Raw genomic sequence first — 21,346 nt, 5'->3', positions numbered from 1 at the left:
GCATCTCCGTTAGTCATACTAAACGCCATGAAGAACAGAATTGCCTCCTTCCTGCCCCGATCCATTGCGGCAACCCTCGCCGCAAGCATGGTGCTTGCCGCCTGCGGTGGCAGCGACAACCCCGCCGACACCGCCGCGGCGAGCACGAGCGCGGCATCGCTGAAGTCGACCGCGAAGGCCGCAAGCGGCAGCGGCTCGATCTTTTACGGCGCGAACGGCCACAACAGCAACGGCGGCGCATACGACGTCGTGGGCGCGAAGACGCAGTTGTCGCAATTGCAGGATCTCGGCGCAACGATCTATCGCAATGACGTGTACAGCCAGACATCGGCCAACATGGTTGCGAACATCGCGAAGACGATGGAAGAAGGCGGCGTCACCGTGTATCCGGTGATGCTCATGAACCTGAACTACAACAGCGAGAACGACGCCTACAAGGCGGGCTACACGCTCGGCCAGCAGACGGCCAACAGCTACCCCTACAAGTACTACGAGGTCGGCAACGAGCTCGAAGCGAAGGCGCTTATCGGCAATGTCGACGGCACCGTCTGGTATCAGTACAACAACTGGTCGTTCATGCTCGCGCGCGGCGTGATCCGCGGGATGATCGCAGGCGTGAAGTCCGTGGACAGCTCCGCGAAGATCGTCCTGGGCGGCACCTGGCTGCACACCGCTTTCTTCCAGATGCTCGCCGACGGTTCGCAACCGGACGGCACCTGGGGTCATCCGGCGGTGAGTTGGGATGTCACGTCGTGGCACTGGTATTCGAGTCAGGGCGACATGACGCACGCATGTGGCGGCACGGGATGTCATGACGTGCTCCAGTTTCTGCACGATATGGGCAAGCCGGTATGGATCAACGAGTTCGGCGTGCGCCCAGACTTCGGCTCGTACAGCCAGATCGCGACATACATGACAGGCAGTCTGATGATGGCGCAGTTCGCGAGCGTCGCGTCGAAGTACAACATCCAGTCGATTCAGGCCTTCGAACTCTACGACGACAGCGAAGGCGATTACGGTCTTATCCAGAGCGACGGACTCACGCAGAAAGCCGCCTACTGGGCATACAAGACCTTCGTGCAGAACCATCCGATGTGATCGGGCTACCGGTAAGGAACCGAAAGGCGGGCGTGTTCAAGCATCGTCGCGACAGGCCGTTATTGCGGCTTTGCAGTAGCGCATAAAGACGAGGCCAGCGATGCAGATCAACAGTGCGACCACGGCCGCCTATACGAGCGCCGATACGCCTCTTCCCCGCCGCGCCGCGCCTGCCGATGACACGACCGACGTCGAGCAGGACACATCGGCCGACGATGCCGCCGTCCCTCAGCAAACCAACCCGCCGTCATCGGTGAAATCGTTCGCTTATGGCGCGCTCGGGCTGGAACGTCCCGAAGTGCAGGCGACCGATACGAATGGCTTCTACACCGCGGGCAAATGGGTTGCAGCGGCGGCGACCATCGGCGGAATGGTGTCCCTGTTCGTCTGATCGCTCGCGGATTAATACCTGGAAATAACTCGCCGGATTGGCGCCTTGCTCCGCATATCGGATGACGGCGCGTCGCGGGAAGATATCGATGCGTGATGTCGACAGACACACCGCCCTTCTTTCCATCGATACGACGCCAAGCCATGCAAGTTCAATTCGGCGGCCCGAGCATGTTCGGCACGCTCATCGCTCGCGCGCTCCTTGCCTTCGGGGCAAGCGCGCTTTCCGGCTGTACGTGGACGCTGATTACGGCCGCCGATGCCGCCGGCTCGCTCGTGCAGGCGGGCATGACGGTCGCGTCGAACTATTCGTCGCCGACATCGGTGACGGGCTCGCCTGCCTCGTTGCAATCCGTATGCATCGAACTGAACCAGAACGTCGCGACAGGCGACTTCGTGCCCTCGCTGCAGGTCGCGTTACAGCGGCGCGGCGTGATTTCGACGGTCTATAACCCCGGCACGTCGCCGCCCGGTTGCGAGGCGATGTTCGTCTACGCCGCGACGACGAGCTGGAACAAGCGCGCGTTCGGCAGCGAGCCGGTGCCGTATCTGTCGGCGATCGATCTCACGATCGTGCGTCAAGGGCAGATTCTCGTGACGGCGCGCTACGACACCAATGGTCTGAACGTAGACCGTTTCGCGAGCGCGCGGCAGAAGCTCGATGCGCTGGTCGACCGTATGGTGGTCTCGCGCACACAGTGAAGGTCGCTTTCCTTACGGCATCTTTCCGATGCGATTTCACGCGTGAAACCGGTGCTAATCTGCCTGCGCAGTAGTTGTTGACCGATCCCTCTTGCGGCTCGCCATCGTTCTTCTGGCGAGTCGCCTTTTTTTTATCACATGCTCCCGGCGGTCCGCTCGCGCAGCGGATGCCAATAGCACACGCGCAGCCCCGTCTCTGTGTTCTGGAGCACGAAGCGAGCGCCACTGCGCCGCGCGGTTTCGGACACGATCGAAAGGCCGAGGCCGCTGCCCATCGTGCGCGTGCCGGGGATGCGATAGAACGGCTCGAGCACGCGAGTCAGTTCGTCGTCGGGGATGCCTGGTCCCGAGTCTTGCACCTCCAGCAGCAAGTCCTGTCCACTCACGGTGACGGATACATCCACTCTGCCGCCTTCCGGCGTGTAGCGCACGGCATTGTCGACGAGATTGCGCAACACGACGGCCAGCGCGGGCGCGTCGGCGATCACGTCGACATCGTCGACGCGTTCGAGCCCGAGATCGACATGCTTGTCCTCGGCCATGTTCACCGACTGGATCACGATATCGGTTGCGAGTTCTCGCAGCGATACGACCGATGGCTTCATCGACGATCCATGCTGCGAACGCGCGAGCGCGAGCAACTGTTCGACGAGCCGCGCAGTGCGCCGTATCGCGGCGTGAAACGTGACGAGACGCTCGCGCGCGACGATGGCCGAGTCCGCGGCGCCGAGATGCTCCGCCTGCAACGACAGCGCGGCAAGCGGCGAACGCAACTCGTGCGCGGCATCGGCGATGAAACGGCGCTGCTGGGCCATCGCATCCTTCAGGCGGCCGATGAGCCGGTTGATCGACGTGACGAACGGCAGCAGTTCTGCCGGGATGTCTTCCTCGGACAGCGTGTCGAGCGTTGCATCGTCCTGCGAGTCCACGACACTCGCGAGACGGCGCACCGGCAGGAGCATCCGCCGCACGAGAAAGAAGACCAGCGCGACGATCACGGGCGTCAGGGCGAGCATCGGAAAGAGGGTACGCATTGCGCCGTCGCTGGCGATTTCATCGCGGATCGTGGACAGCTCCGCGACCGCGATCCGGTCTCCGGAATGCAGCGTGCGGACATCGACACGCCAGCGCCTGCCATGCGTTTCGAGGTCATGCAGGCCGTCCTTGAGCGTCGCCGGAACGATGATCGGTGCCGATGCGTTCGCGGCTTCCCATTCAGGCTCCAGGCGCGAGATGACGAGCCGCACGTCCGAATCCTGACTGCCTTGCCACGCGACGGCGGTCGTATCCAGAACCAGCTTTTTCGCATCGATGAGCGCGCCGATCTCGCGCAGATGACCGTCCTGAAGCTTGTTCGCTTCGTGAGACGCGGCGGCAAACGAGGCGACGCCCGCCATCACGCTCAGTGCGGCGACGACGGAGGCAATCCACCAGGTGAGCCGCGAGGTCATCGAGCGGGGTGAGCGGATCTGGTGTGTCTCCATTCGAGGCCTCGTCTATTTTTTTATGTATCGCAGGGTTCTATTTTTTCAGAATGGCGGGCGTGCTTGATTCGTGGCGGGAATGCTGGCACCGCCGCGAAGGAGATTTGATTTTGACAGGCGATACGGGAGCGTGCATATCGCCACGATGACGGCCCGTGCGGGAAAGCGAGGCAGAGAGCCTCGTTCGAAGGACTGGAGCGACGCCGGCGCGGCGAGAAACCGAGCGAGCTTATCTGAGCAACTGCTTCAATTGCGGAATCGGTAAGACATCGGAGCGCGCGGCGAATCGGAAGGCCGCGCTCGAATCCTCCACCACCCTACCCCACCAACTTCGCCCGCAACATCGCCACATCGGCGGCACTCACCGCCAACCCCTGCGCGAGATAGTTACTCAACGTCCCGAACCCGCTGTGCATCTCCTCGAACGCGGCTTCGATCGTCGCGCTTTGCGCCCGATAAAGCGGCGCGACCGCCTGCGCATTCATCCCGGCACGCGCCGCATGCGCTTTCACGCGCGCATCGATCTGCGTCTCTGCCGCCGTGTTCGTCAGCAGATAGTCCTGGATGATCACATCGAGCGGCACATCGGCGATGGCGAGCAGCAGCGCCGCCGCCCAGCCCGTCCGATCCTTGCCCGCCGTGCCGTGGACCACCTGCGCGCCTGAAACACGCGCAAGCCGAGTCAGCAGCGCGCCGAATTGCAAGCGCGCGGCCGGATCGGTCACGAGCTGACGCTGTCGCGCGTTCATCCACGCGGTCGCGGCGGCCGCATCGACGGGCGTCGCGCCGGCTGCGTCGATCGGCGCGATCTCGTGGGTCTCGCGCACCGCGTCCGTCGGCACGCGGTCCGGCGCAAGCGACGCCTCCGCCACCACGCGAAGATCGTGCACCGCGCGCAACGACAAGCGCGCAAGCAACGCCGCGTCCGCATCGCCGGGTGTCAGTGCGCCGGACCGATAGAACACGCCACGACGCAAGCGGCCGCCATCGACGGTCGGATAGCCGTCGCCCACGCCGGCCACATCGCGGAAATTCTCGACCGTGGAGAGCCTCGGCGTTTCCATCACGCTGCGCTCTTCGCTCGCGCCGCCGCACGCCGATAGCAATGCGCCCGCGCCGAAAGTGGTCGAAAGCAATGCGACGCGCGCGCCGCCGCGAATGAAAGCGCGGCGCGACAAAGGCGCCTCACGCGTGGACGAAGCAAGCATCATGTTTGATCAAAGGGAATGACGATACGCACGATCAGCCCGCCGCCCTCGGCATTGGCGATCTCGCAGCGGCCGCGCTGCTCGCGCGCCAGACGTTCGACGATGGTGAGCCCGAGGCCGCAATGCCCGTTGCCGCTGCGCGCGGGATCGAGCCGCACGAAGGGACGCAGCGCTTCGTCCAGGCGCTCGTCGGGAATGCCGGGTCCGTGATCGCGCACTTCGATCAGCCAGTCGCCATCCCGCAGCGCGGTGCGAATCTCGACGGGCGGCTCGCCATGTTCGAGCGCGTTGTCGACGAGATTGGTCATCAGCCGGTCGATGAAAGTGCGCGGCAAGTGAAACGCATCGCCCGCTTCGAGCGACAGCGCGAACAACGGATCGTCGCCATCCTCGGGCGACGCGAACTGCTCGGCGATGAACGCATCGACGCCGGTCGTCGCGCCGTCCGACGACGACCGTCCCGCGAATTCGAGAAACTGCTGCACGATGCGCGTCATCGAATCGATGTCGCGCAGAAAATTCGCGCGCTCGCGTTCGTCCTTCGCGAGCACGCTCGCCCGCAGCGACAGGCGCGTGAGCGGCGCCTTCAGATCGTGCGCGATGCCGGCCAGCATCACGGCGCGATCGTCATCGGCGTCGGTGAGCTTTTTCATCATCTGATTGAACGCGCCGATGAGCTCGCGCAATTCGCGCGGCCCGTTTTCCTCGACGGGCACCGGCCGCTCGCCGCCGCCGAAGCGTCGCGCGGCCTGCGCGACGCGCGCGAGCGGCCGCTGCAACTGCCATGTCGCAATCAGCGAAAGCACGAGCGCGCCGGCGAGCAGCACGACGCCTTCGGTCATGAAGGGCGCGGGCGGCGGCAGATCGATCGGCGCGACGATCCACACATTGCTCGACGGATAGCGCACCCAGAGCCGCGATTTGTTATGGCCGTCGATATCGATCGCGATCTGCGTTCCGGGCGGCAAACGACTGGCGAGCTGCCGCGCGAGATGCCCGTGACGCGTCTTCGCGGGATCGCGCAGCGTCAGCGGCTCCGGCATGTTCCACACCGGCACGATATGCACGCGCGTCTCGCGCATCAGCCGTCCGCCGAGCGCGACATCGTTGTGCGCCGCTTCCAGCACGATCAGCAGCGCGCGCGCGTAACCATCCGCTTCCTTGTGCGGCCCTTGTACGTGGAGAATCGCGAACCATCCGACCTGCAGCGTGACCAGCACGCCGATCGACACGATCGCCATGCGGCCGAACAGCGAATCGATGAAACCGCGCAGCGTCCGCGCGGACTGCCAGAAACCCGAACGCATCGCGGCTACGCCTCGATCCAGCCGGATGCCGAATCGTCCGCATCGGGAACGAAGACATAGCCTTGCCCGCGCACGGTCTGCACATGACGCGGATGCGACGGATCGTCTTCGATCAGACGGCGCAGACGCCAGATCGGCACATCGAGGCCGCGATCGCGGAAAGGCAGATCGTCGCGATGCACGAGATCGTGGATCAGCACGCGCGACAGCACCTTGTACGGATTCTTGATGAAGACCTTCAGCAGCGCGAACTCGCTGTCGCGCAACGCGATGCGCTCGTCGCCGCGCAACAGCGAACGCGACACGAAATCGACTTCGAAGCGCCCGAAGCGTTCGCGCGGCGCGGGTTCGGGCCGGCTCGGCGCGGCCGTGCGCCGCCGCAGCACCGCTTCGATCCGCGCGAGCAATTCATGCGGATCGAACGGCTTGGCGAGATAGTCGTCCGCACCCGATTGCAGGCCGGCGATTTTTTGCGGAACGCTGTCGCAACCGGTCACGAAGATCACCGGAATGTCTTCGCCCGCCGCGCGCAGATCGCGCAACGCGCGCAAGCCGTCCGTGACCGGCATCATGATGTCGAGCACGACGATGGACGGACGTTCGAGCTCCAGACGCCGACGCAAACCGGCGCCATCGTGCAGCACGGAAACGTCGATGCCTTGCTCTTGAAAGAAGCGGCGCAGCAGGTCGCGCACCGCGGGATCGTCGTCGACGATAAGAACCGATGTAGCCATCCCAAAATTCTATTCGTACACAAATGCCTTACAGCGCGTCTCGCGCGTCGCGCAACGTTACGGATTCTTACCGGACGCGTCTTTCGCGCGATGAAGCCTCGCAGCACGCGCGTTCCATTCCCGCGACAAGCCCCGCGCGTCGGTAAAGCGCCCTCGAAACGCGCCCCGAAACAGGCCGTAACGGAAAGAAATGGAAAGTTCGCAAGCGTCGCGGGGGCCTCGGCGTCGCGCTTAGAATTTGGGCATGACACCACATGTACTGATGGTCGACGACGACCCCGTCGTGCGCGATCACGTCCGCGATTATCTGGAGCAGCACGGCTTCGACGTCTCCGTTCTCGACGACGGGACGGAGTTGCGCCGTCGCGTGCAGGCCGAGCGCCCTTCGATGGTCGTGCTCGACGTGATGATGCCCGGCAAGGACGGCATCAGCGCGCTGCGCGAACTGCGCAATGCGCGCGACGATATCCCCGTGATTCTGCTGACGGCCCGCTCCGACGTGCTCGATCGCGTCATCGGGCTGGAGCTCGGCGCAGACGATTATCTCGGCAAGCCCTTCGATCCGCGCGAGCTTCTGGCGCGCATCCGCTCGATCCTGCGACGCCGCGAGCCCGTGTCGTCCGACACGGCGAGCGCGCCCGAAATTCGCCCGGCCTATCGTTTCGGCCCGTTCGAAATGGACTTCGGCGCGCGCGAGTTGCGCCGCGACGGCGAACGCATCGCGCTGCGCTCCGGCGAATTCGCGCTGCTCAAGACACTCGTGAAGAACGCGATGGTCGTGCTCACGCGCGCGCAGCTCAACGAAAAAATGCGCGGCAACGGCGCGCATCGCGATCGCAGTCTCGATGTTGCGATCTGGCGTCTGCGCCGTCTGCTCGAAATCGATCCGTCCGAACCGCGTTACGTGCAGACGGTGTGGGGCCAGGGCTATATCTTCGTGCCGCACGGCGATCCGACCGCGGCCGGGCGCATCGCGGCGCGCGCGACCCTGTAGCGCGCGCGGCTTCATCGTCAGAAAGTCAGCACGCTCATGAAGAGACGTTGCAGCCAGCCCATCGTCGTTGAATCCGCGAGCATGCCGACGCCCGCCTGCTCGATGCGCGCATTCGCCACCTTGTTCGACGCGACGTAATTGCCTGCCTCGATGTCCTTCGGATTGACGATGCCCGAGAAACGCAGCCGGTCCTGATTGCCGCTCATCGCGATGATCTTGTCGCCCGCGACCACGAGATTGCCGCCCGGCAACGTGCCGATGACCGACACCGCGAGCGTGCCGCTCATCGCCGACAGATTGCTCGTGCTGCCATTGCCCTTGAACGACGTATCCGCCGAACCGACGTTGAAAAGACGCGCAAGCCGCGCCGCCGCGCTGCTGGACTTGTCGGCGGCCTCGGCGCTGATGCTGCTCGCGCGGCTCGCCTTGGCATCGGCGGAATTGCTGCCCTGATACGACTCCGCAAGACGGATCGTCAGCACGTCGCCGACCTTCTGCGCGCGAGAAGTCTCGTACAGCGACACCGACGATCCCGCCTGATAGATCGCGCCCAGCGTGTTGACGTTGACCGGTTGCGCGACGGCCGGCGCATAAGTGGGCATCTCGACGATCGAGTGCGAGCCCGACGACGAGCACGCCGCCAGTGCGAGTGCGAACGCCGAACAGGGCAATGTCGCGAATTTCATGAACAATCCTCTCCTTTGATTCAGGGCGCGTCGTGCACCGCGGCAAGACGCCACCGGTCGGTCGTATCGCGCAGCCACGCTTCGTACGCCTTCAGCCGATAAATCACGCGCGCCGAGGCCGCCGCGCCGTTCGCTTCCAGCGTGATCGAGCTGGTCGCGTTCTCCCAGGTGCGCGTCTGATAACCGTTCGCGCGCTCGACGCGGCTTCGGCCGAACTTCGACGACAACCCTTCGGCGAAGTCGTCGGCGACGCGCGCATCGATCACGAACGACATGCGATACAGCCGCGGCGACGGATCGCCCGGCATCGCCAGGAAGCGCAATACGTGATCGCGGGCGAGCGTGCCATCGACAACGGCCGCCGATTCCCTCCAACCGCCTTGCGTGCGATGCGCCCACTTGCAGGCGATCGACAGGCTGTGCGTATCGCGCAGCACCATGCCGAGCGATGCCGCGTCGATATCCGTGTCGCATACGGCGACGCTGCCGGGCGGCGTCGCGCGCGCGGGCTCGTCGCGCCGGAATGCGTCGAGCGCGATGCCGAGCTGCAGGCCGCGGAAGTCGAAAGGCTTCTGCGCCGCGGCGAATGCCGGCATCGCCATGCAAACGAAAAACGCGCAACGAAGTATCGTTCGCTTCATATCAGTCGATGGCAGTAGCGCAGGCGTCGAAAGGCGTGGACGCGGCATGACCCACGACCGGCACGACCTTCAGCAACGCCGATGTCGCGCGGCACGGCAACGCGGCGAGCGCGCAGCCGTCGAGCACGAACGGGCACGCCGCAAGCGCCGCGCACGCAAGGGCAAGACGAAAAGACCTCCGCATGATTTACGCAGTCGTATCGACGTGATTGCCGAGATGCGCCGGATTGCTCGCGGGCGTCTTCGCCGCGGGCGTGCCGGTTTCGACGGTCGGCGTTTCGGTGCCGCGCTTGATCGGCAGCGTGTGCGACGTCGCTTGCGTCGTATGTTGAGTGGCAGGGCTGGTGACGTTCATGCTGCTCCTTTTCGGATAAGGGACGTTGCGGATTGCAACGGGAGCAATCTTCGTCGAGCGCGAGAAGCCACGATCACACAAGCAAAACGTCGTTTCCCCGAGTGCTTACGAGCCATTAGCAGCCATTACGCAGGCGTTACCAGTTCTTTCCTCGCGCGCGAATCTGCATGTTGCGACGCAGCGCGCGGCGCGAGATGGTATGACTGTTTCGGTAGTAAAAGCGGGTTAACGTGAATTAAAACTGGCCGAATACCTTCATATAGTCAATCTATCTCGGCGCCGTTGCCTCGCTCGTCGCAAAACCCAAATACCGGAATGGCATCGGGATGAATAGAACAACGAATTAACAGGTTATTCCATAATCATTCGAACAAGCACGGATACATAGCCAACGGATGGAGGAACCACTGACATGAAACGCCGCACCGTGTTAGTCGCGATGGCCGCCGCGCCACTCGGCGCAATGCTCCCGCTTTCCGCGTTCGCGCAGAAGCCCATCGTCCTCGGGTTCGCGCAGGTGGGCGCCGAAAGCGAATGGCGCACCGCCAACACCGAGTCGATCAAGTCGAGCGCGAAGGAAGCCGGCATCGACCTGAAGTTCTCCGACGCGCAGCAGAAGCAGGAGAATCAGATCAAGGCAATCCGCTCGTACATCGCGCAAAAGGTCGATGTGATCGCGTTCTCGCCCGTCGTGGAGACTGGCTGGGAGACCGTGCTCGTCGAAGCAAAGAACGCGAAGATTCCCGTCGTGCTGACGGACCGCGCGATCAGCAGCAAGGACGACTCGCTCTATGTCACGTTCATCGGCTCGGACTTCACCGAGGAAGGCCGCAAGGCGGGCCGCTGGCTCGTCGAGAAGGAGAAAGGCAATCCGGGGCCGATCAATATCGTCGAATTGCAGGGAACGGTGGGCTCCGCACCCGCGATCGATCGCAAGAAGGGCTTCGAGGAAATCATCAAATCCGATCCGAAGTTCAAGATCATTCGCTCGCAGACCGGCGACTTCACGCGCGCGAAGGGCAAGGAAGTGATGGAGGCATTTCTCAAGGCCGAAGGCAAGAAGATCAACGTGCTTTACGCACACAACGACGACATGGCGATCGGCGCGATTCAGGCGATCGAGGAAGCCGGCATGAAGCCGGGCAAGGACATCATCATCATTTCCGTCGATGGCGTGAAGGGCGCGTTCGAAGCGATGATGGCGGGCAAGCTCAACGTATCCGTGGAATGCAGCCCGCTGCTCGGGCCGCAGCTGATGTCCGTGGTGAAGGACATCAAGGCGGGCAAGTCGGTGCCCAAGCGGATCGTTACGCAGGAAAGCATCTTCCCGATGGAGGTCGCGGCGAAGGAATTCCCCAACCGCAAATACTGACCGCCGATGACATCGCCAGTACTGGAGTTGCGCGGCATCGACAAGCGCTTCGCCGGCGTTCATGCGCTGCAGGACGTGAACCTTGCGCTCTATCCGGGCGAGGTTCACGCGCTCATGGGGCAGAACGGCGCGGGCAAGTCGACGCTCATAAAAGTGCTGACCGGCGTCGTGAGTCTCGACGCCGGCGAGATTCTGCTCGAGGGCCGCGCGATCCATCCCGATTCGCCGCTCGACGCGCAGAAGCTCGGCATCAGCACGGTCTATCAGGAAGTGAATCTGTGCCCGAACCTGTCGGTGGCGGAGAACATCTTCGCAGGCTATTTTCCGCGGCGCGGCGCGCTGCATGGCTATCGCATCGACTGGGATAAGACGCACGGGCAAGCGCGTGAGCTGCTTGCGCGCATCGGTCTCGATATCGACGTGACGCGTGTGCTGACGAGCTATTCGGTCGCCGTGCAGCAGATGGTCGCGATCGCGCGCGCGCTCAAGCTATCGTCCAAAGTGCTGATTCTCGACGAGCCGACCTCCAGCCTCGACGACGACGAAGTGCGCCGCCTCTTCGATGTACTGCGCCGCTTGCGCGAACAAGGGCTCGCGATTCTCTTCGTCACGCACTTTCTGAATCAGGTCTATGCGATCTCGGATCGCATCACGGTATTGCGCAACAGCCGGCGCGTCGGTGAATGGCCGACGAGCGAACTGGGCGCGCAGGCGCTCATCGCGGCGATGCTCGGCCGTGAGCTTGCCGCCGCGCAGGCGCGTCAGTCGCCGCCCGACGACATCGAAACGGCCACGCAGGAAACGGCGTTGCTCGATGCCACGCGACTCGGCCAGAAAGGCCAGCTTCAACCGCTCGATCTGCGCGTGCGCGCGGGCGAAGTGGTGGGCGTCGCGGGCCTGCTCGGTTCGGGGCGCACCGAACTCGCGAAGCTGCTCTTCGGCCTCGAGAAGCCCGACGAAGGCGAACTGCGCATCGATGGCATGCCGGTCTCCTTCACGACGCCCGCGCAGGCGATCCGTCACGGCATCGCGTTCTGTCCGGAAGAGCGCAAAGCGGACGGCATCGTCGCGGAGCTGTCGCTGCGCGAGAACATCGCGCTGGCGTTGCAGGCACGCATGGGCGCGCGGCGCTGCCTCACGCGCGCCGAACAGAACGCGCTCGCCGAACGCTTCGTGCGCGCGCTCGGCATCAAGGCCGCGACGCTCGACATGCCTATCGGTCTCTTGTCCGGCGGCAATCAGCAGAAGGCGCTCATCGCGCGGTGGCTCGCGACCGAGCCGCGCCTTCTGATTCTCGACGAGCCGACGCGCGGCATCGACGTCGCCGCGAAGCAGGAAATCATGGACGAAATACTCCGGCTCGCATCGACGGGCATGGCCGTGCTGTTTATTTCTTCGGAGATATCGGAGGTGGTGCGTATCGCGAATCGCATCGTCGTGTTGCGCGACCGGCGCAAGGTCGGCGAGTTGCCCGCCGGAACCAGCGAAGATACGGTATGCGAAATGATCGGAGCCGAACATGGATGACACCGCGCGCCGCATGACGCTTCGTTCGATGATGGAACATCGGCTCGGCTGGCCGATCGTCACGCTCGTGCTGCTGCTCGCGCTGAACGCTGCGTTCAATCCGGGCTTTCTGCATGTCGAGTGGCGCAACGGTCACGTCTACGGCAGTCTCGTCGATATCCTCAATCGCGCCGCGCCGCTCGCGGTCGTCGCGCTCGGCATGACTATCGTGATCGCCACGCGCGGCATCGATATCTCCGTCGGCGCGGTCGTCGCCATCGCGGGAGCGGTCGCCGCGTGGGCGATCGGCGGATCGATCGCGGGCAACGTCACGCGCTTCCCGTTGCCTGTCGTGATCGTGGCGGCGCTCGGCGTCGCGTTGCTGTGCGGCTTGTGGAACGGCCTGCTCGTCGCGCGCGCGGGCATGCAGCCGATCATCGCGACGCTCATCCTGATGGTCGCGGGACGCGGCATCGCGCAGCTCATCACGAACGGTCAGATCATCACGATCTACTACACGCCCTACTTCTTCTTCGGCGGCGGCTATCTGCTCGGATTGCCGACATCGATATGGATCGTCGCGCTCGTGTTCGTGCTGCTGTATCTTGCGATCACGCGCACGGCGCTCGGCCTCTTCCTGCAGGCGATCGGCATCAACCCGACCGCCGCGCGCGTCGCGGGCGTGCAGGCGAAACGGCTCACGCTCGGCGCGTATGCATTCAGCGGTTTGTGCGCGGGCGTGGCGGGCATTCTCATCAGCTCGAACGTCAAGAGCGCCGACGGCAACAACGCGGGCCTCTTGCTCGAACTCGATGCGATCCTCGCCGTCACGCTCGGCGGCACCGCGCTCACGGGCGGTCGCTTTACGCTCGCGGGCAGCGTGATCGGCGCGCTCATCATCCAGACGCTCACGTATCTGATCTATTCGCTCGGCGTGCCTCCGGAGGTGAATCTCGTGGTGAAAGCCATCGTCGTGTTCGCGGTGATGATGCTGCAATCGGGCGAGTTCCGCGCGACGGTCGTGAAGTTCGCGCGCCGCCCTGCTATTGGCCGCAGCGAGGTGCGCCGATGAGTTCGCCCTTGCCCAAGCCGCCGGGCGTCACGCTTGCGCATCCTCGCGACGCCGCTGCACCGAAGCGCAGCTTCTCGACGAGCCGCTATCTGCCGCTCGCCGCGACAATCACGCTGTTCATCGCGATCTCGGTACTCGGCTCGGTGATGTACACCGGCTTCTTCTCGCCGCAGGTCTTTCTCAATCTGCTGATCGACAATGCGTTTCTGATCGTCGTCGCGGTAGGCGAGACCTTCGTGATTCTGTCGGGCGGCATCGACCTTTCGGTGGGATCGGTGATTGCGCTGACGACGATGGTATCCGCCGCGCTCGTCGAAAAAGCGGGCTGGCATCCGCTCGTCGTGGTCCCGCTCGTGCTCGCGATGGGCACCGCATTCGGCACGCTCATGGGCTGGCTCATCGCGCGCTTTCGCCTGCAGCCGTTCATCGTCACGCTGGCGGGCATGTTCCTCGCGCGCGGGCTGTGCTATCTCATCAGCATCGATTCGATCAGCATCACCGATCCGTGGTATGCGGCCGTATCGCAGATTCGCATACCGGTCATGAGCGGCGCGTCGCTCTCGCTCGGTGCGGTGATCGCGCTCGTCGTGCTCGCGGCCGCCGTGTTCATCGCGCATTACACGCCGTTCGGCCGCACCATTTATGCGGTCGGCGGCAATCCGCATTCGGCGCTTCTGATGGGCTTGCCGGTGAACGCCGCGACCATCGGCGCGTACGCGCTATCGGGCTTCTGCTCCGCGCTCGGCGGCGTGCTGTTCACGTTCTACATGCTCTCGGGATACGGCCTGCACGCGATGGGTCTCGAACTCGATGCGATCGCCTCGGTCGTCATCGGCGGAACGCTCTTGACGGGCGGCGTCGGCTATGTGATCGGCACGCTGTTCGGCGTGCTTCTTCTCGGCATCATTCAGACGCTGATCTCGTTCGACGGCTCGCTCAGTTCATGGTGGACGAAGATCGCGGTCGGCGCATTGCTGCTCGTGTTCTGTCTGTCGCAGCGCGCGTTCGGCGATCGCTCCGCGGCGAAGCGCTGACGACGCCATGGACTATCGTCATCCACAACCTCGCAAGAGCATGCACGCGCGCATCGTGCAGGAGCTCGGCATCGACATCGTGAGCGGCAAGCTCAGTCCCGGCGATCGCCTGCCCGCCGAAGCGAAGCTGTGCGAAGCCTATGGCGTGAGCCGGCCCGTGCTGCGCGAAGCGACGCGCGTGCTGGTCGCGAAAGGGCTCGTGCTGTCGAAGCCGCGTCTTGGCAGCGTCGTGCGTCCGCGCGATGAATGGCACACGCTCGATCCCGATGTCCTCTTCTGGACGATCACCAGCGTGCATGAAGGCGCGTTCTTTCAGTCGCTGCTCGTGGTGCGCAGGATCGTCGAGCCGGCGGCGGCCGCGCTCGCCGCATCGAATGCGACAGAGGAAGATGTCACGCGCATCCGCGATGCGTACGAGCGCATGTCGCATGCGCCGACGCCCGAGGCACTGCTTACGCCCGATCTGGAGTTTCATCGCGCGATCATGACGGCGACGCACAACGACATGCTGATGTATATCGGGCACATGTTATCGCTCGCGCTGTCGGAGTCGATCAAGCTGACGAGCCGTCATCCGGATACGCACGCGCTGTCCTTGCCGCGCCACAAGGCGATACTCACCGCGATCGCGAATCGCGATCCGCTCGGCGCGCGTCATGCGAGTCTCGTGCAACTCGACAATGCGCTCGCCGATGCCCAAAGCGTGTTGACGGCGGTTTATCAGGAGTAAGGCTTCAAGTATTGCGCCGCCACGCGTTGTCCTTCAGCGCGTTCGCGAGCGCATCGACGGACCATGCTTCATCGAGCGCCTGACGCAATAGCGCCTGCTGACTCTTCGGCGCAAGACCGCCGATGGGCGGATCGCGATCGAGGTTCGTCGGGAACGCGTAGCCTTCCGCGCACGCAGCGATGACCGCATCGATCTCCGCATCGCTCATGCTTTCCGTCGACTTGAAATCGAGCAGTACCGGATAGACGGATTCGCACATGCGCGCGCGATCGAGCGTTTCCATCGCGCGTCCATATGCCGATGACACCTGCAGCAGATTCGCCATGCGCTGCACGTCGCGCGTGCGGTTCGCGCCCGCGGCATGAAAGAGCGCGGGGCTGAAGAAAAGTGCATCGCCCTTTTCGAGCGGCAATTGAACGTGATGCGCTTCGAAGTATTCGCGGAAGTCCGCGCGCCGCCACGCGAGATACCCTTGCGCATAGCGCTGCGAAAACGGCAGCAGCTTCGTCGGACCGCTTTCCACAGGCATGTCGCTATGTGCGACCGCGCCTTGCAGCGTGAGATACGGCGAGATCGCGTGAACATGCGCCGGATAGCGCCGCACTTCATCGGCAGTCTGGAAACCGAGGTGATAGTCGCAATGCGCCTGCTGCGCGTCGCCGCCCGGACGCACGACATTGACTTGCGATGTCATCTGAAAACCGGGGCCGAGCCATGCAAGCGCCGCGCATTCGATGAACCGGTTCGCAAAGTAACGCGCGAACACGCGCGGCGCGTGCAGACAGAGCTTTTCCTGCGCATTCCAGATACGATCGTTCGCGCCCGCCTTCGCGAAGTGATCGGCGGCACTCGCACCGCGTTCGCGCTCTTGCCGGATGATCGATTCGAAGATCGCGGCGGCCTCGTCGATAGGATCGACATCCGCATACGCATGCTTGAGCACGAACACGCCTGCGCCATCGCGCAGGACCGTGGCCCATTCCGCCTGCAACGCCATGCATGTCGATGAATCGTCCAGCGCGGGGGCGAGCGCGCCGCAGTCATATAACGGAATGCCGCGCTGAATGTGCGACGCGAATGTCAGCTTCGGTCGCGCGTCGCGCTCGAGCAGGCTCGCGAATTCATCGAGTGAGCAATCGCTTTCGGCGTACCAGTTCGTCTGATTCATGTCTCGCTCCGTTTTCGACAAGCATAGCGGCTGATGCTGCCGAATGCGCGGCACGAATGACGGCAGCCTACTTCAGCGGATCGTGGCCCCAGTTCATCAGCGAGTATCGCCAGTGCGAATGCTCGACTTCGTGCGGGCGCTGCGCGAGGTGCCGCTTGATGTAACCGACGACCTTGCGCATGTGCGCGTAGTCGTCTTCGCCGAGATCGGCCTTCTTCTTGCCGAGAATGTCGATGATATGCCGACCCGACTTGTGCCCCACCGATTCGCCGCCGCCGCTCTTCTGGCCGACTTCGCGCGACTCGTCGGTCGCGAGCCACTTTTCGAGTTGAGCGGGCGTCATGTTGACGAGATCCTTGAAGGTGCCGTAAGTCGCGGCGTCGTCATCGTGGTGCTGCGCGGTCATGAGTTGCCTCCGTCGTCGGCGATGTCATGCCCGCGATTCAGCAAGCATCACACCCGCTTCAGATACCGCTCAAGGAACTCGATGAATACGCGCACTTTCGCCGACAAATTCAGCCGCTCGGGATAGATCGCATAGATATCGGCGGGCGGCATCGACCAGTCGGTGAGCACGCGTTCGAGCGCGCCGGAATCGATAAACGACTGCGCGTCCCATTCGGAACGCGTCAGCACGCCGTGACCGTCGAGCGCCCAGCGCAGCGTTGCTTCGCCATCGTTGCTGCTCATCGTGCCGTGGACTTTCACCGTTTCGTGCCGCTTGCCCTTCGTGAAATGCCAGGTGCCGTACGCCGTGTCGTTCTCGCGCAGCACGATGCAGCGATGACCGCGCAGATCGTCCGGCTCCTTCGGCGTGCCATGCGCTTTCAGATACGCCGGCGCTGCGCATACGAAGCGCCGGTTCGCCGCGATCTTTCTGCCGACCACGCGCATGTCCGGCAATTCACCGAAGCGAATGCCGACATCGAACGCGAATTCGGCGAGATTCATCGGACGATCGGTGAGATCGAGCTGCACTTCGACATCCGGATATTGCCGACGAAACTCCGACAGCGCCGGCGCGATATGACGCCGCCCGAAGCCGAAGGTCGCGTTCACTTTCAACAGGCCGCGCGGCAGATCGCGGCTGCTCGAGACCATGCGCTCCAGTTCCTGCACCTGTTCGAGCAGGCGCGAGCCGGTGCCGAGATAGAGCTCGCCTTCCTGCGTCATCGCGAGCCGCCGCGTCGTGCGGTTCAGCAGCTTCACGCCGAGACGCCGTTCGAGCTGGCTGAGGCGCGCGCTCACGGCGGGCGGCGTCACGCCGAGCTCGCGCGCGAGCGCCGACAAGCTGCCTTGCGTGACGAGCCGCGCGAAAAACTCCAGGTCGGCGATCGAGTCCATTTTTAAATTTAGCTTAACAATGGGTTAAGACAAGCTGCATTTTACGGTCTCCGTTATCGAATTACACTGGCTTCGACTGATCGGAGATGCAAGAACGGAGACAGCATGGGACAGACGCTTTATCGGAAGATCGTGGACAGCCACACGGTTTTTCACGTCGACGATGAACATGTCGCGCTTTACGCCGACCTGCACATCATGAACGAGTACACGAGCCCGCAAGCATTCGCGGGACTCGCGCAAAAAAACCTGCCGGTGCGTTGCCCGGAAAAGCAGATGGGTGTCGTCGATCATGTGATTCCGACGCATCCCGTCGCGGTCGACAAGCGCACGATCAGGATCGACGCCGCCGCGCAGCAGGCCGCGAACTTCACGCGCAACTGCGCGGAGCACGGCATCCATCTGTTCGATGTGCGCGACCATGCGCAAGGCATCGAGCATGTGGTCGCGCCGGAGATCGGCCTGATTCGCCCCGGCATGGTCGTGCTGTGCGGCGACAGTCACACCACGACGTATGGCGCACTCGGTGCGCTGGGCTTCGGCATCGGCACATCGGAAGTGGAACATGTGCTCGCGACGCAGACGCTCGTCTATCGCGTCGCGAAGGACATGCGCATCGTCGTGGATGGCGCGCTGCCTCGCGGCACGACATCGAAGGATCTCGTGCTCTACATCATCGCGAAGATCGGTGCGCAGGGCGCGCGCGGTTACGTCGTCGAGTATGCGGGCAGCGCGATCGATGCGCTCTCCGCCGAGGCACGCATGACCTTGTGCAACATGACCGTCGAAGCAGGTGCGCGCGGTGCGTTGATCGCCCCCGACGAGACGACGATTCGCTATGTCGCCGAGCGCATCGCAACCGATGCATTCGTCGCGCAATGGAAGCAGTTCGCGTCCGACGCCGACGCATCGTTCGACATCACGCATCGCTTCGATGCGCGCGATGTCGCGCCGTTCGTCACATGGGGCACGAGCCCGGATCAGGCCATCGCGATCGATGCGCGCATTCCCCGCCTCGCCGATGAACCGGTCGCGCAACGCAATGCATCGAAGGCGCTGGACTACATGGGACTCGATGCCAATCAGGCGATCGACGGCCTCGCGATCGATCACGTATTCATCGGTTCATGCACGAACGCGCGCATCGAAGACTTGCGCGCCGTCGCCGATATCGTGCGCGGCCGCAAGGTCGCGCCTTCCGTGCGTGCGATGGTCGTGCCCGGTTCCGGCATGGTCCGCGAGCAGGCGGAACGCGAAGGCATCGCCAGCGCGCTGATCGAGGCGGGCTTCGAATGGCGTCAGCCTGGCTGCTCGATGTGCCTCGCGATGAACGACGACATCCTGCAACCCGGCCAGCGCTGCGCGTCCACGACCAACCGCAATTTCGAGGGCCGCCAGGGACGCGGCGCCCGCACCCATCTGATGAGTCCCGCGATGGCTGCCGCCGCCGCGCTCGCGGGCCGTATCGTCGACGTACGCAAGGAGCTGGAGCATGTCTGAACACGCAACATTGACCGGCATCGCCGCGCCGTTGCCGCTGAACAATCTCGACACCGACCAGATCATGCCGAAGCAGTTTCTGTTCGGCATCGACAAGTCCGGTCTCGCGCGCGGCGTTCTGTATGACTTGCGCTTCGATGCATCGGGCAACGCACGCAAAGACTTCGTGCTGAACAGGCCCGACTATGCGGGCGCGCGCATTCTCATTGCGGGCGCGAACTTCGGCTGCGGATCGAGCCGCGAGCACGCCGTATGGGGCTTGCAGCAAGCGGGAATCGATGCCGTTATCGCGCCGAGCTTCGGCGAAATCTTCTACTTCAACGCGCAGAACAATCGCTTGCTGCTGATCGCGCTCGATGAAGCCGTCGTCGCTGCATTGAGCGCGCTCGCGAGCGATGCAAAGACGAATCAGTTGACCATCGACGTCGCGAATCAACGCGTGAGCACGAGCGACGGCACGCACTACGCGTTCGATCTTCCGCAGCGTCAGAAGCGCATGTTCATCGAAGGACTGGACATGATCGGCATGACGCTCGCCGACAGCGACGCGATCCGCGCATTCGAAGCGAAGCACGAGGCGCTGCGTCCGTGGATGAAGATCGATTTGCCCGCGCTACGCAACAAGCAAGCAGCGTAAGGCGAAAAAGAGACGCACGAGCGTCCATCGCCGCATCACTTCTCAATCAGGAGACACGATATGGAAAGCCCTTCGTTGCGCACGGGCGCGACGCCGCTCGGACTGCGCGCGCGCTTCTCGTTGATGACTATCGGCGGCATGCCGGTCGCGATGTTCGTCGCGCTCGCACTGGTGACGATACTCGCCGCCATCACCGGCAAATTGCCGAACGACATGATCGGCGGCTTCGCCGTGCTGATGTTATCGGGCCTGTTGCTCGGCGAAATCGGCAAACGCATTCCGGTGTTCAGGCATATCGGCGGGCCCGCGATTCTCTGTCTCTTCGTGCCTTCGGCGCTGCTCGGCTACAAGCTGATGGACGATGCCGCGCTCAAGGCCATCACCACGACGATGAAGACCGCGAACCTGCAATACCTCTATATCGCGTGTCTCGTCGCGGGCAGCATTCTCGGCATGAATCGCAAGATCCTGATTCAAGGCTTTCTGAAGATGTTCGTGCCATTGCTGGTCGGCACGGTGACGGCGATCGCGGCGGGCGTGCTAGTCGGACTGATGTTCGGCTATGACCCGAAGCACACGTTCTTCTATATCGTCATGCCGATTCTGGGCGGGGGCATCGGCGAAGGCATTCTGCCCTTGTCGATCGGTTATGCGGAAATCACCGGCGCGGCGCAAGGTCATCTGATCGCGATGATGGTGCCCGCCGCGCTCATCGGCAACGTCGTCGCGATTCTCGCGAGCGGCTTGCTCAAGCGCTTCGGCGAGAAACATCGCGCATATAGCGGCGACGGCATGCTCGCGAAGAGCGGCGACGATCAGGCGCTGCTGAAGGAACAGAAAGCCGAGGCCGCGCTCGATCTGCGCCTGATGGGTTTCGGGCTGCTGCTCGGCTGCACGCTGTTCATTCTCGGCATGCTGCTCGCGCCCGTCACCGGCATTCCCGGACCCGTGCTGATGATCGTCGCAGCCGCCGTGCTGAAGGTCGTGCGCGCGATTCCCGAACGCATGGAGATCGGCGCGTATCAGATCTACAAGTTCATGTCGACGAATCTCACCTTCGCGATCCTCGTCGGACTGGGCACGCTCTTCGTGTCGTGGGACAAGCTCGTCGGCGCATTCTCGCCCGCGTACTTCGTGATCTGCGCGTCGACGGTCGCGGCGATGGTCGTATCGGGATTCTTCGTCGGCGCGTGGCTGAAGATGTATCCAGTCGAAGCGGCGATCATCACCGCTTGCCATAGCGGTCTCGGCGGCACGGGCGATGTCGCGATTCTGTCGTCGTCGAATCGCATGGGACTCATGCCCTTCGCGCAGATTTCGACGCGCATCGGCGGCGCGGGCATGGTCGTGTTCGCCACGCTGATGATGAAGTGGTTCGGCTGAC

At 63.6% G+C, this 21,346-nt stretch carries 23 protein-coding genes; 12 read left to right on the top strand and 11 right to left on the bottom strand.

Annotated features, from left to right (window positions below):
- Positions 1-27 precede the first annotated feature (27 nt).
- The 3 genes from NCT05_RS29985 to NCT05_RS29975 all read left to right on the top strand — a co-directional run bounded on the left by NCT05_RS29985 (position 28) and on the right by NCT05_RS29975 (position 2,190).
- Entirely contained in the window at positions 28-1,098 is a 1,071-nt protein-coding gene (locus tag NCT05_RS29985) for a hypothetical protein (RefSeq protein ID WP_033536012.1), read from the top strand.
- 100 nt (positions 1,099-1,198) lie between these two features.
- Positions 1,199-1,489, top strand: a complete 291-nt coding sequence (locus NCT05_RS29980) for a hypothetical protein (RefSeq protein WP_250503861.1) — start codon at positions 1,199-1,201, stop codon at positions 1,487-1,489.
- A 143-nt stretch (positions 1,490-1,632) separates the two neighbouring features.
- Positions 1,633-2,190: a hypothetical protein gene (locus NCT05_RS29975; RefSeq protein ID WP_008346383.1), complete on the top strand. Its 558-nt coding sequence runs from the start codon at positions 1,633-1,635 to the stop codon at positions 2,188-2,190.
- A 134-nt stretch (positions 2,191-2,324) separates the two neighbouring features.
- Here NCT05_RS29975 and NCT05_RS29970 read toward each other — a convergent pair whose 3' ends face one another.
- From NCT05_RS29970 to NCT05_RS29955, 4 genes are all read right to left on the bottom strand, one after another.
- A complete protein-coding gene (locus NCT05_RS29970) occupies positions 2,325-3,674 on the bottom strand; it encodes an ATP-binding protein (protein WP_033536013.1) in 1,350 nt (449 codons plus the stop codon).
- 317 nt (positions 3,675-3,991) lie between these two features.
- On the bottom strand, positions 3,992-4,885 hold the full coding sequence (locus NCT05_RS29965; protein ID WP_250441373.1) for a tyrosine-protein phosphatase: 894 nt from the start codon (positions 4,883-4,885) through the stop codon (positions 3,992-3,994).
- Entirely contained in the window at positions 4,882-6,189 is a 1,308-nt protein-coding gene (locus NCT05_RS29960) for an ATP-binding protein (RefSeq protein ID WP_250437599.1), read from the bottom strand. Before NCT05_RS29960 ends, NCT05_RS29965 begins: the two co-directional genes overlap by 4 nt.
- A 5-nt stretch (positions 6,190-6,194) precedes the next feature.
- Entirely contained in the window at positions 6,195-6,923 is a 729-nt protein-coding gene (locus tag NCT05_RS29955; RefSeq protein WP_008346377.1) for a response regulator, read from the bottom strand.
- Positions 6,924-7,167: 244 nt separating this feature from the next.
- Here NCT05_RS29955 and NCT05_RS29950 point away from each other — a divergent pair, with 244 nt between their 5' ends.
- Positions 7,168-7,917, top strand: a complete 750-nt coding sequence (locus tag NCT05_RS29950) for a response regulator (protein WP_033536014.1) — start codon at positions 7,168-7,170, stop codon at positions 7,915-7,917.
- Positions 7,918-7,934: 17 nt separating this feature from the next.
- Here NCT05_RS29950 and NCT05_RS29945 read toward each other — a convergent pair whose 3' ends face one another.
- From NCT05_RS29945 to NCT05_RS29930, 4 genes are read right to left on the bottom strand one after another with little or no spacing between them, the layout of a single operon-like run.
- Positions 7,935-8,603 carry a flagellar basal body L-ring protein FlgH gene (locus NCT05_RS29945; RefSeq protein ID WP_008346373.1) on the bottom strand — a complete coding sequence of 223 codons (669 nt, stop codon included), beginning with the start codon at positions 8,601-8,603 and terminating at the stop codon, positions 7,935-7,937.
- A 20-nt stretch (positions 8,604-8,623) separates the two neighbouring features.
- The gene (locus NCT05_RS29940; RefSeq protein ID WP_235366186.1) at positions 8,624-9,199 is read right to left on the bottom strand and encodes a hypothetical protein; all 576 of its coding nucleotides are present in this window, start codon (positions 9,197-9,199) and stop codon (positions 8,624-8,626) included.
- Between the two features lie 46 nt (positions 9,200-9,245).
- Positions 9,246-9,428: a DUF6726 family protein gene (locus NCT05_RS29935; protein ID WP_033536015.1), complete on the bottom strand. Its 183-nt coding sequence runs from the start codon at positions 9,426-9,428 to the stop codon at positions 9,246-9,248.
- 3 nt (positions 9,429-9,431) lie between these two features.
- On the bottom strand, positions 9,432-9,599 hold the full coding sequence (locus NCT05_RS29930; protein ID WP_160172871.1) for a hypothetical protein: 168 nt from the start codon (positions 9,597-9,599) through the stop codon (positions 9,432-9,434).
- A 412-nt stretch (positions 9,600-10,011) separates the two neighbouring features.
- On the opposite strand from NCT05_RS29930, the gene NCT05_RS29925 reads away from it, so the two are divergent.
- From NCT05_RS29925 to NCT05_RS29905, 5 genes are read left to right on the top strand one after another with little or no spacing between them, the layout of a single operon-like run.
- Positions 10,012-10,971, top strand: coding sequence for an ABC transporter substrate-binding protein (locus tag NCT05_RS29925; protein WP_008346369.1), 960 nt, complete (start codon positions 10,012-10,014; stop codon positions 10,969-10,971).
- A gap of 6 nt (positions 10,972-10,977) precedes the next feature.
- Positions 10,978-12,498, top strand: a complete 1,521-nt coding sequence (locus tag NCT05_RS29920) for a sugar ABC transporter ATP-binding protein (protein ID WP_034470137.1) — start codon at positions 10,978-10,980, stop codon at positions 12,496-12,498.
- Positions 12,491-13,549, top strand: coding sequence for an ABC transporter permease (locus tag NCT05_RS29915; protein ID WP_008346365.1), 1,059 nt, complete (start codon positions 12,491-12,493; stop codon positions 13,547-13,549). The genes NCT05_RS29920 and NCT05_RS29915 overlap by 8 nt, the downstream gene beginning before the upstream one ends.
- Positions 13,546-14,583: a galactofuranose ABC transporter, permease protein YjfF gene (yjfF, locus tag NCT05_RS29910; RefSeq protein ID WP_250503860.1), complete on the top strand. Its 1,038-nt coding sequence runs from the start codon at positions 13,546-13,548 to the stop codon at positions 14,581-14,583. The genes NCT05_RS29915 and yjfF overlap by 4 nt, the downstream gene beginning before the upstream one ends.
- A gap of 7 nt (positions 14,584-14,590) precedes the next feature.
- Positions 14,591-15,313, top strand: a complete 723-nt coding sequence (locus NCT05_RS29905; protein ID WP_033536016.1) for a FadR/GntR family transcriptional regulator — start codon at positions 14,591-14,593, stop codon at positions 15,311-15,313.
- Between the two features lie 4 nt (positions 15,314-15,317).
- On the opposite strand, the gene NCT05_RS29900 is transcribed toward NCT05_RS29905, so the two are convergent.
- From NCT05_RS29900 to NCT05_RS29890, 3 genes are all read right to left on the bottom strand, one after another.
- Entirely contained in the window at positions 15,318-16,481 is a 1,164-nt protein-coding gene (locus NCT05_RS29900) for a phytanoyl-CoA dioxygenase family protein (protein ID WP_250503859.1), read from the bottom strand.
- A gap of 67 nt (positions 16,482-16,548) precedes the next feature.
- The gene (locus NCT05_RS29895) at positions 16,549-16,887 is read right to left on the bottom strand and encodes a DUF3140 domain-containing protein (RefSeq protein WP_250503858.1); all 339 of its coding nucleotides are present in this window, start codon (positions 16,885-16,887) and stop codon (positions 16,549-16,551) included.
- A 47-nt stretch (positions 16,888-16,934) separates the two neighbouring features.
- Positions 16,935-17,825 (bottom strand): LysR family transcriptional regulator, encoded by an 891-nt coding sequence (locus NCT05_RS29890; protein ID WP_250479485.1) that lies wholly within the window; start codon positions 17,823-17,825, stop codon positions 16,935-16,937.
- Between the two features lie 105 nt (positions 17,826-17,930).
- On the opposite strand from NCT05_RS29890, the gene leuC reads away from it, so the two are divergent.
- The 3 genes from leuC to NCT05_RS29875 are packed head-to-tail and all read left to right on the top strand — an operon-like array spanning position 17,931 to position 21,345.
- Positions 17,931-19,325 (top strand): 3-isopropylmalate dehydratase large subunit, encoded by a 1,395-nt coding sequence (gene leuC / locus NCT05_RS29885; RefSeq protein WP_250503857.1) that lies wholly within the window; start codon positions 17,931-17,933, stop codon positions 19,323-19,325.
- The gene (gene leuD, locus NCT05_RS29880; protein WP_250458793.1) at positions 19,318-19,962 is read left to right on the top strand and encodes a 3-isopropylmalate dehydratase small subunit; all 645 of its coding nucleotides are present in this window, start codon (positions 19,318-19,320) and stop codon (positions 19,960-19,962) included. The genes leuC and leuD overlap by 8 nt, the downstream gene beginning before the upstream one ends.
- 60 nt (positions 19,963-20,022) lie before the next feature.
- On the top strand, positions 20,023-21,345 hold the full coding sequence (locus tag NCT05_RS29875; protein WP_250503856.1) for a 2-hydroxycarboxylate transporter family protein: 1,323 nt from the start codon (positions 20,023-20,025) through the stop codon (positions 21,343-21,345).
- Position 21,346: the final 1 nt, after the last annotated feature.

The sequence above is a fragment of the Caballeronia sp. AZ7_KS35 genome, assembly GCF_023631045.1.
GTDB lineage: Bacteria > Pseudomonadota > Gammaproteobacteria > Burkholderiales > Burkholderiaceae > Caballeronia > Caballeronia zhejiangensis.
The sequence above is the reverse complement of the archived record's forward strand: the minus strand, read 5'-3'. Positions and strand labels throughout refer to the sequence as shown.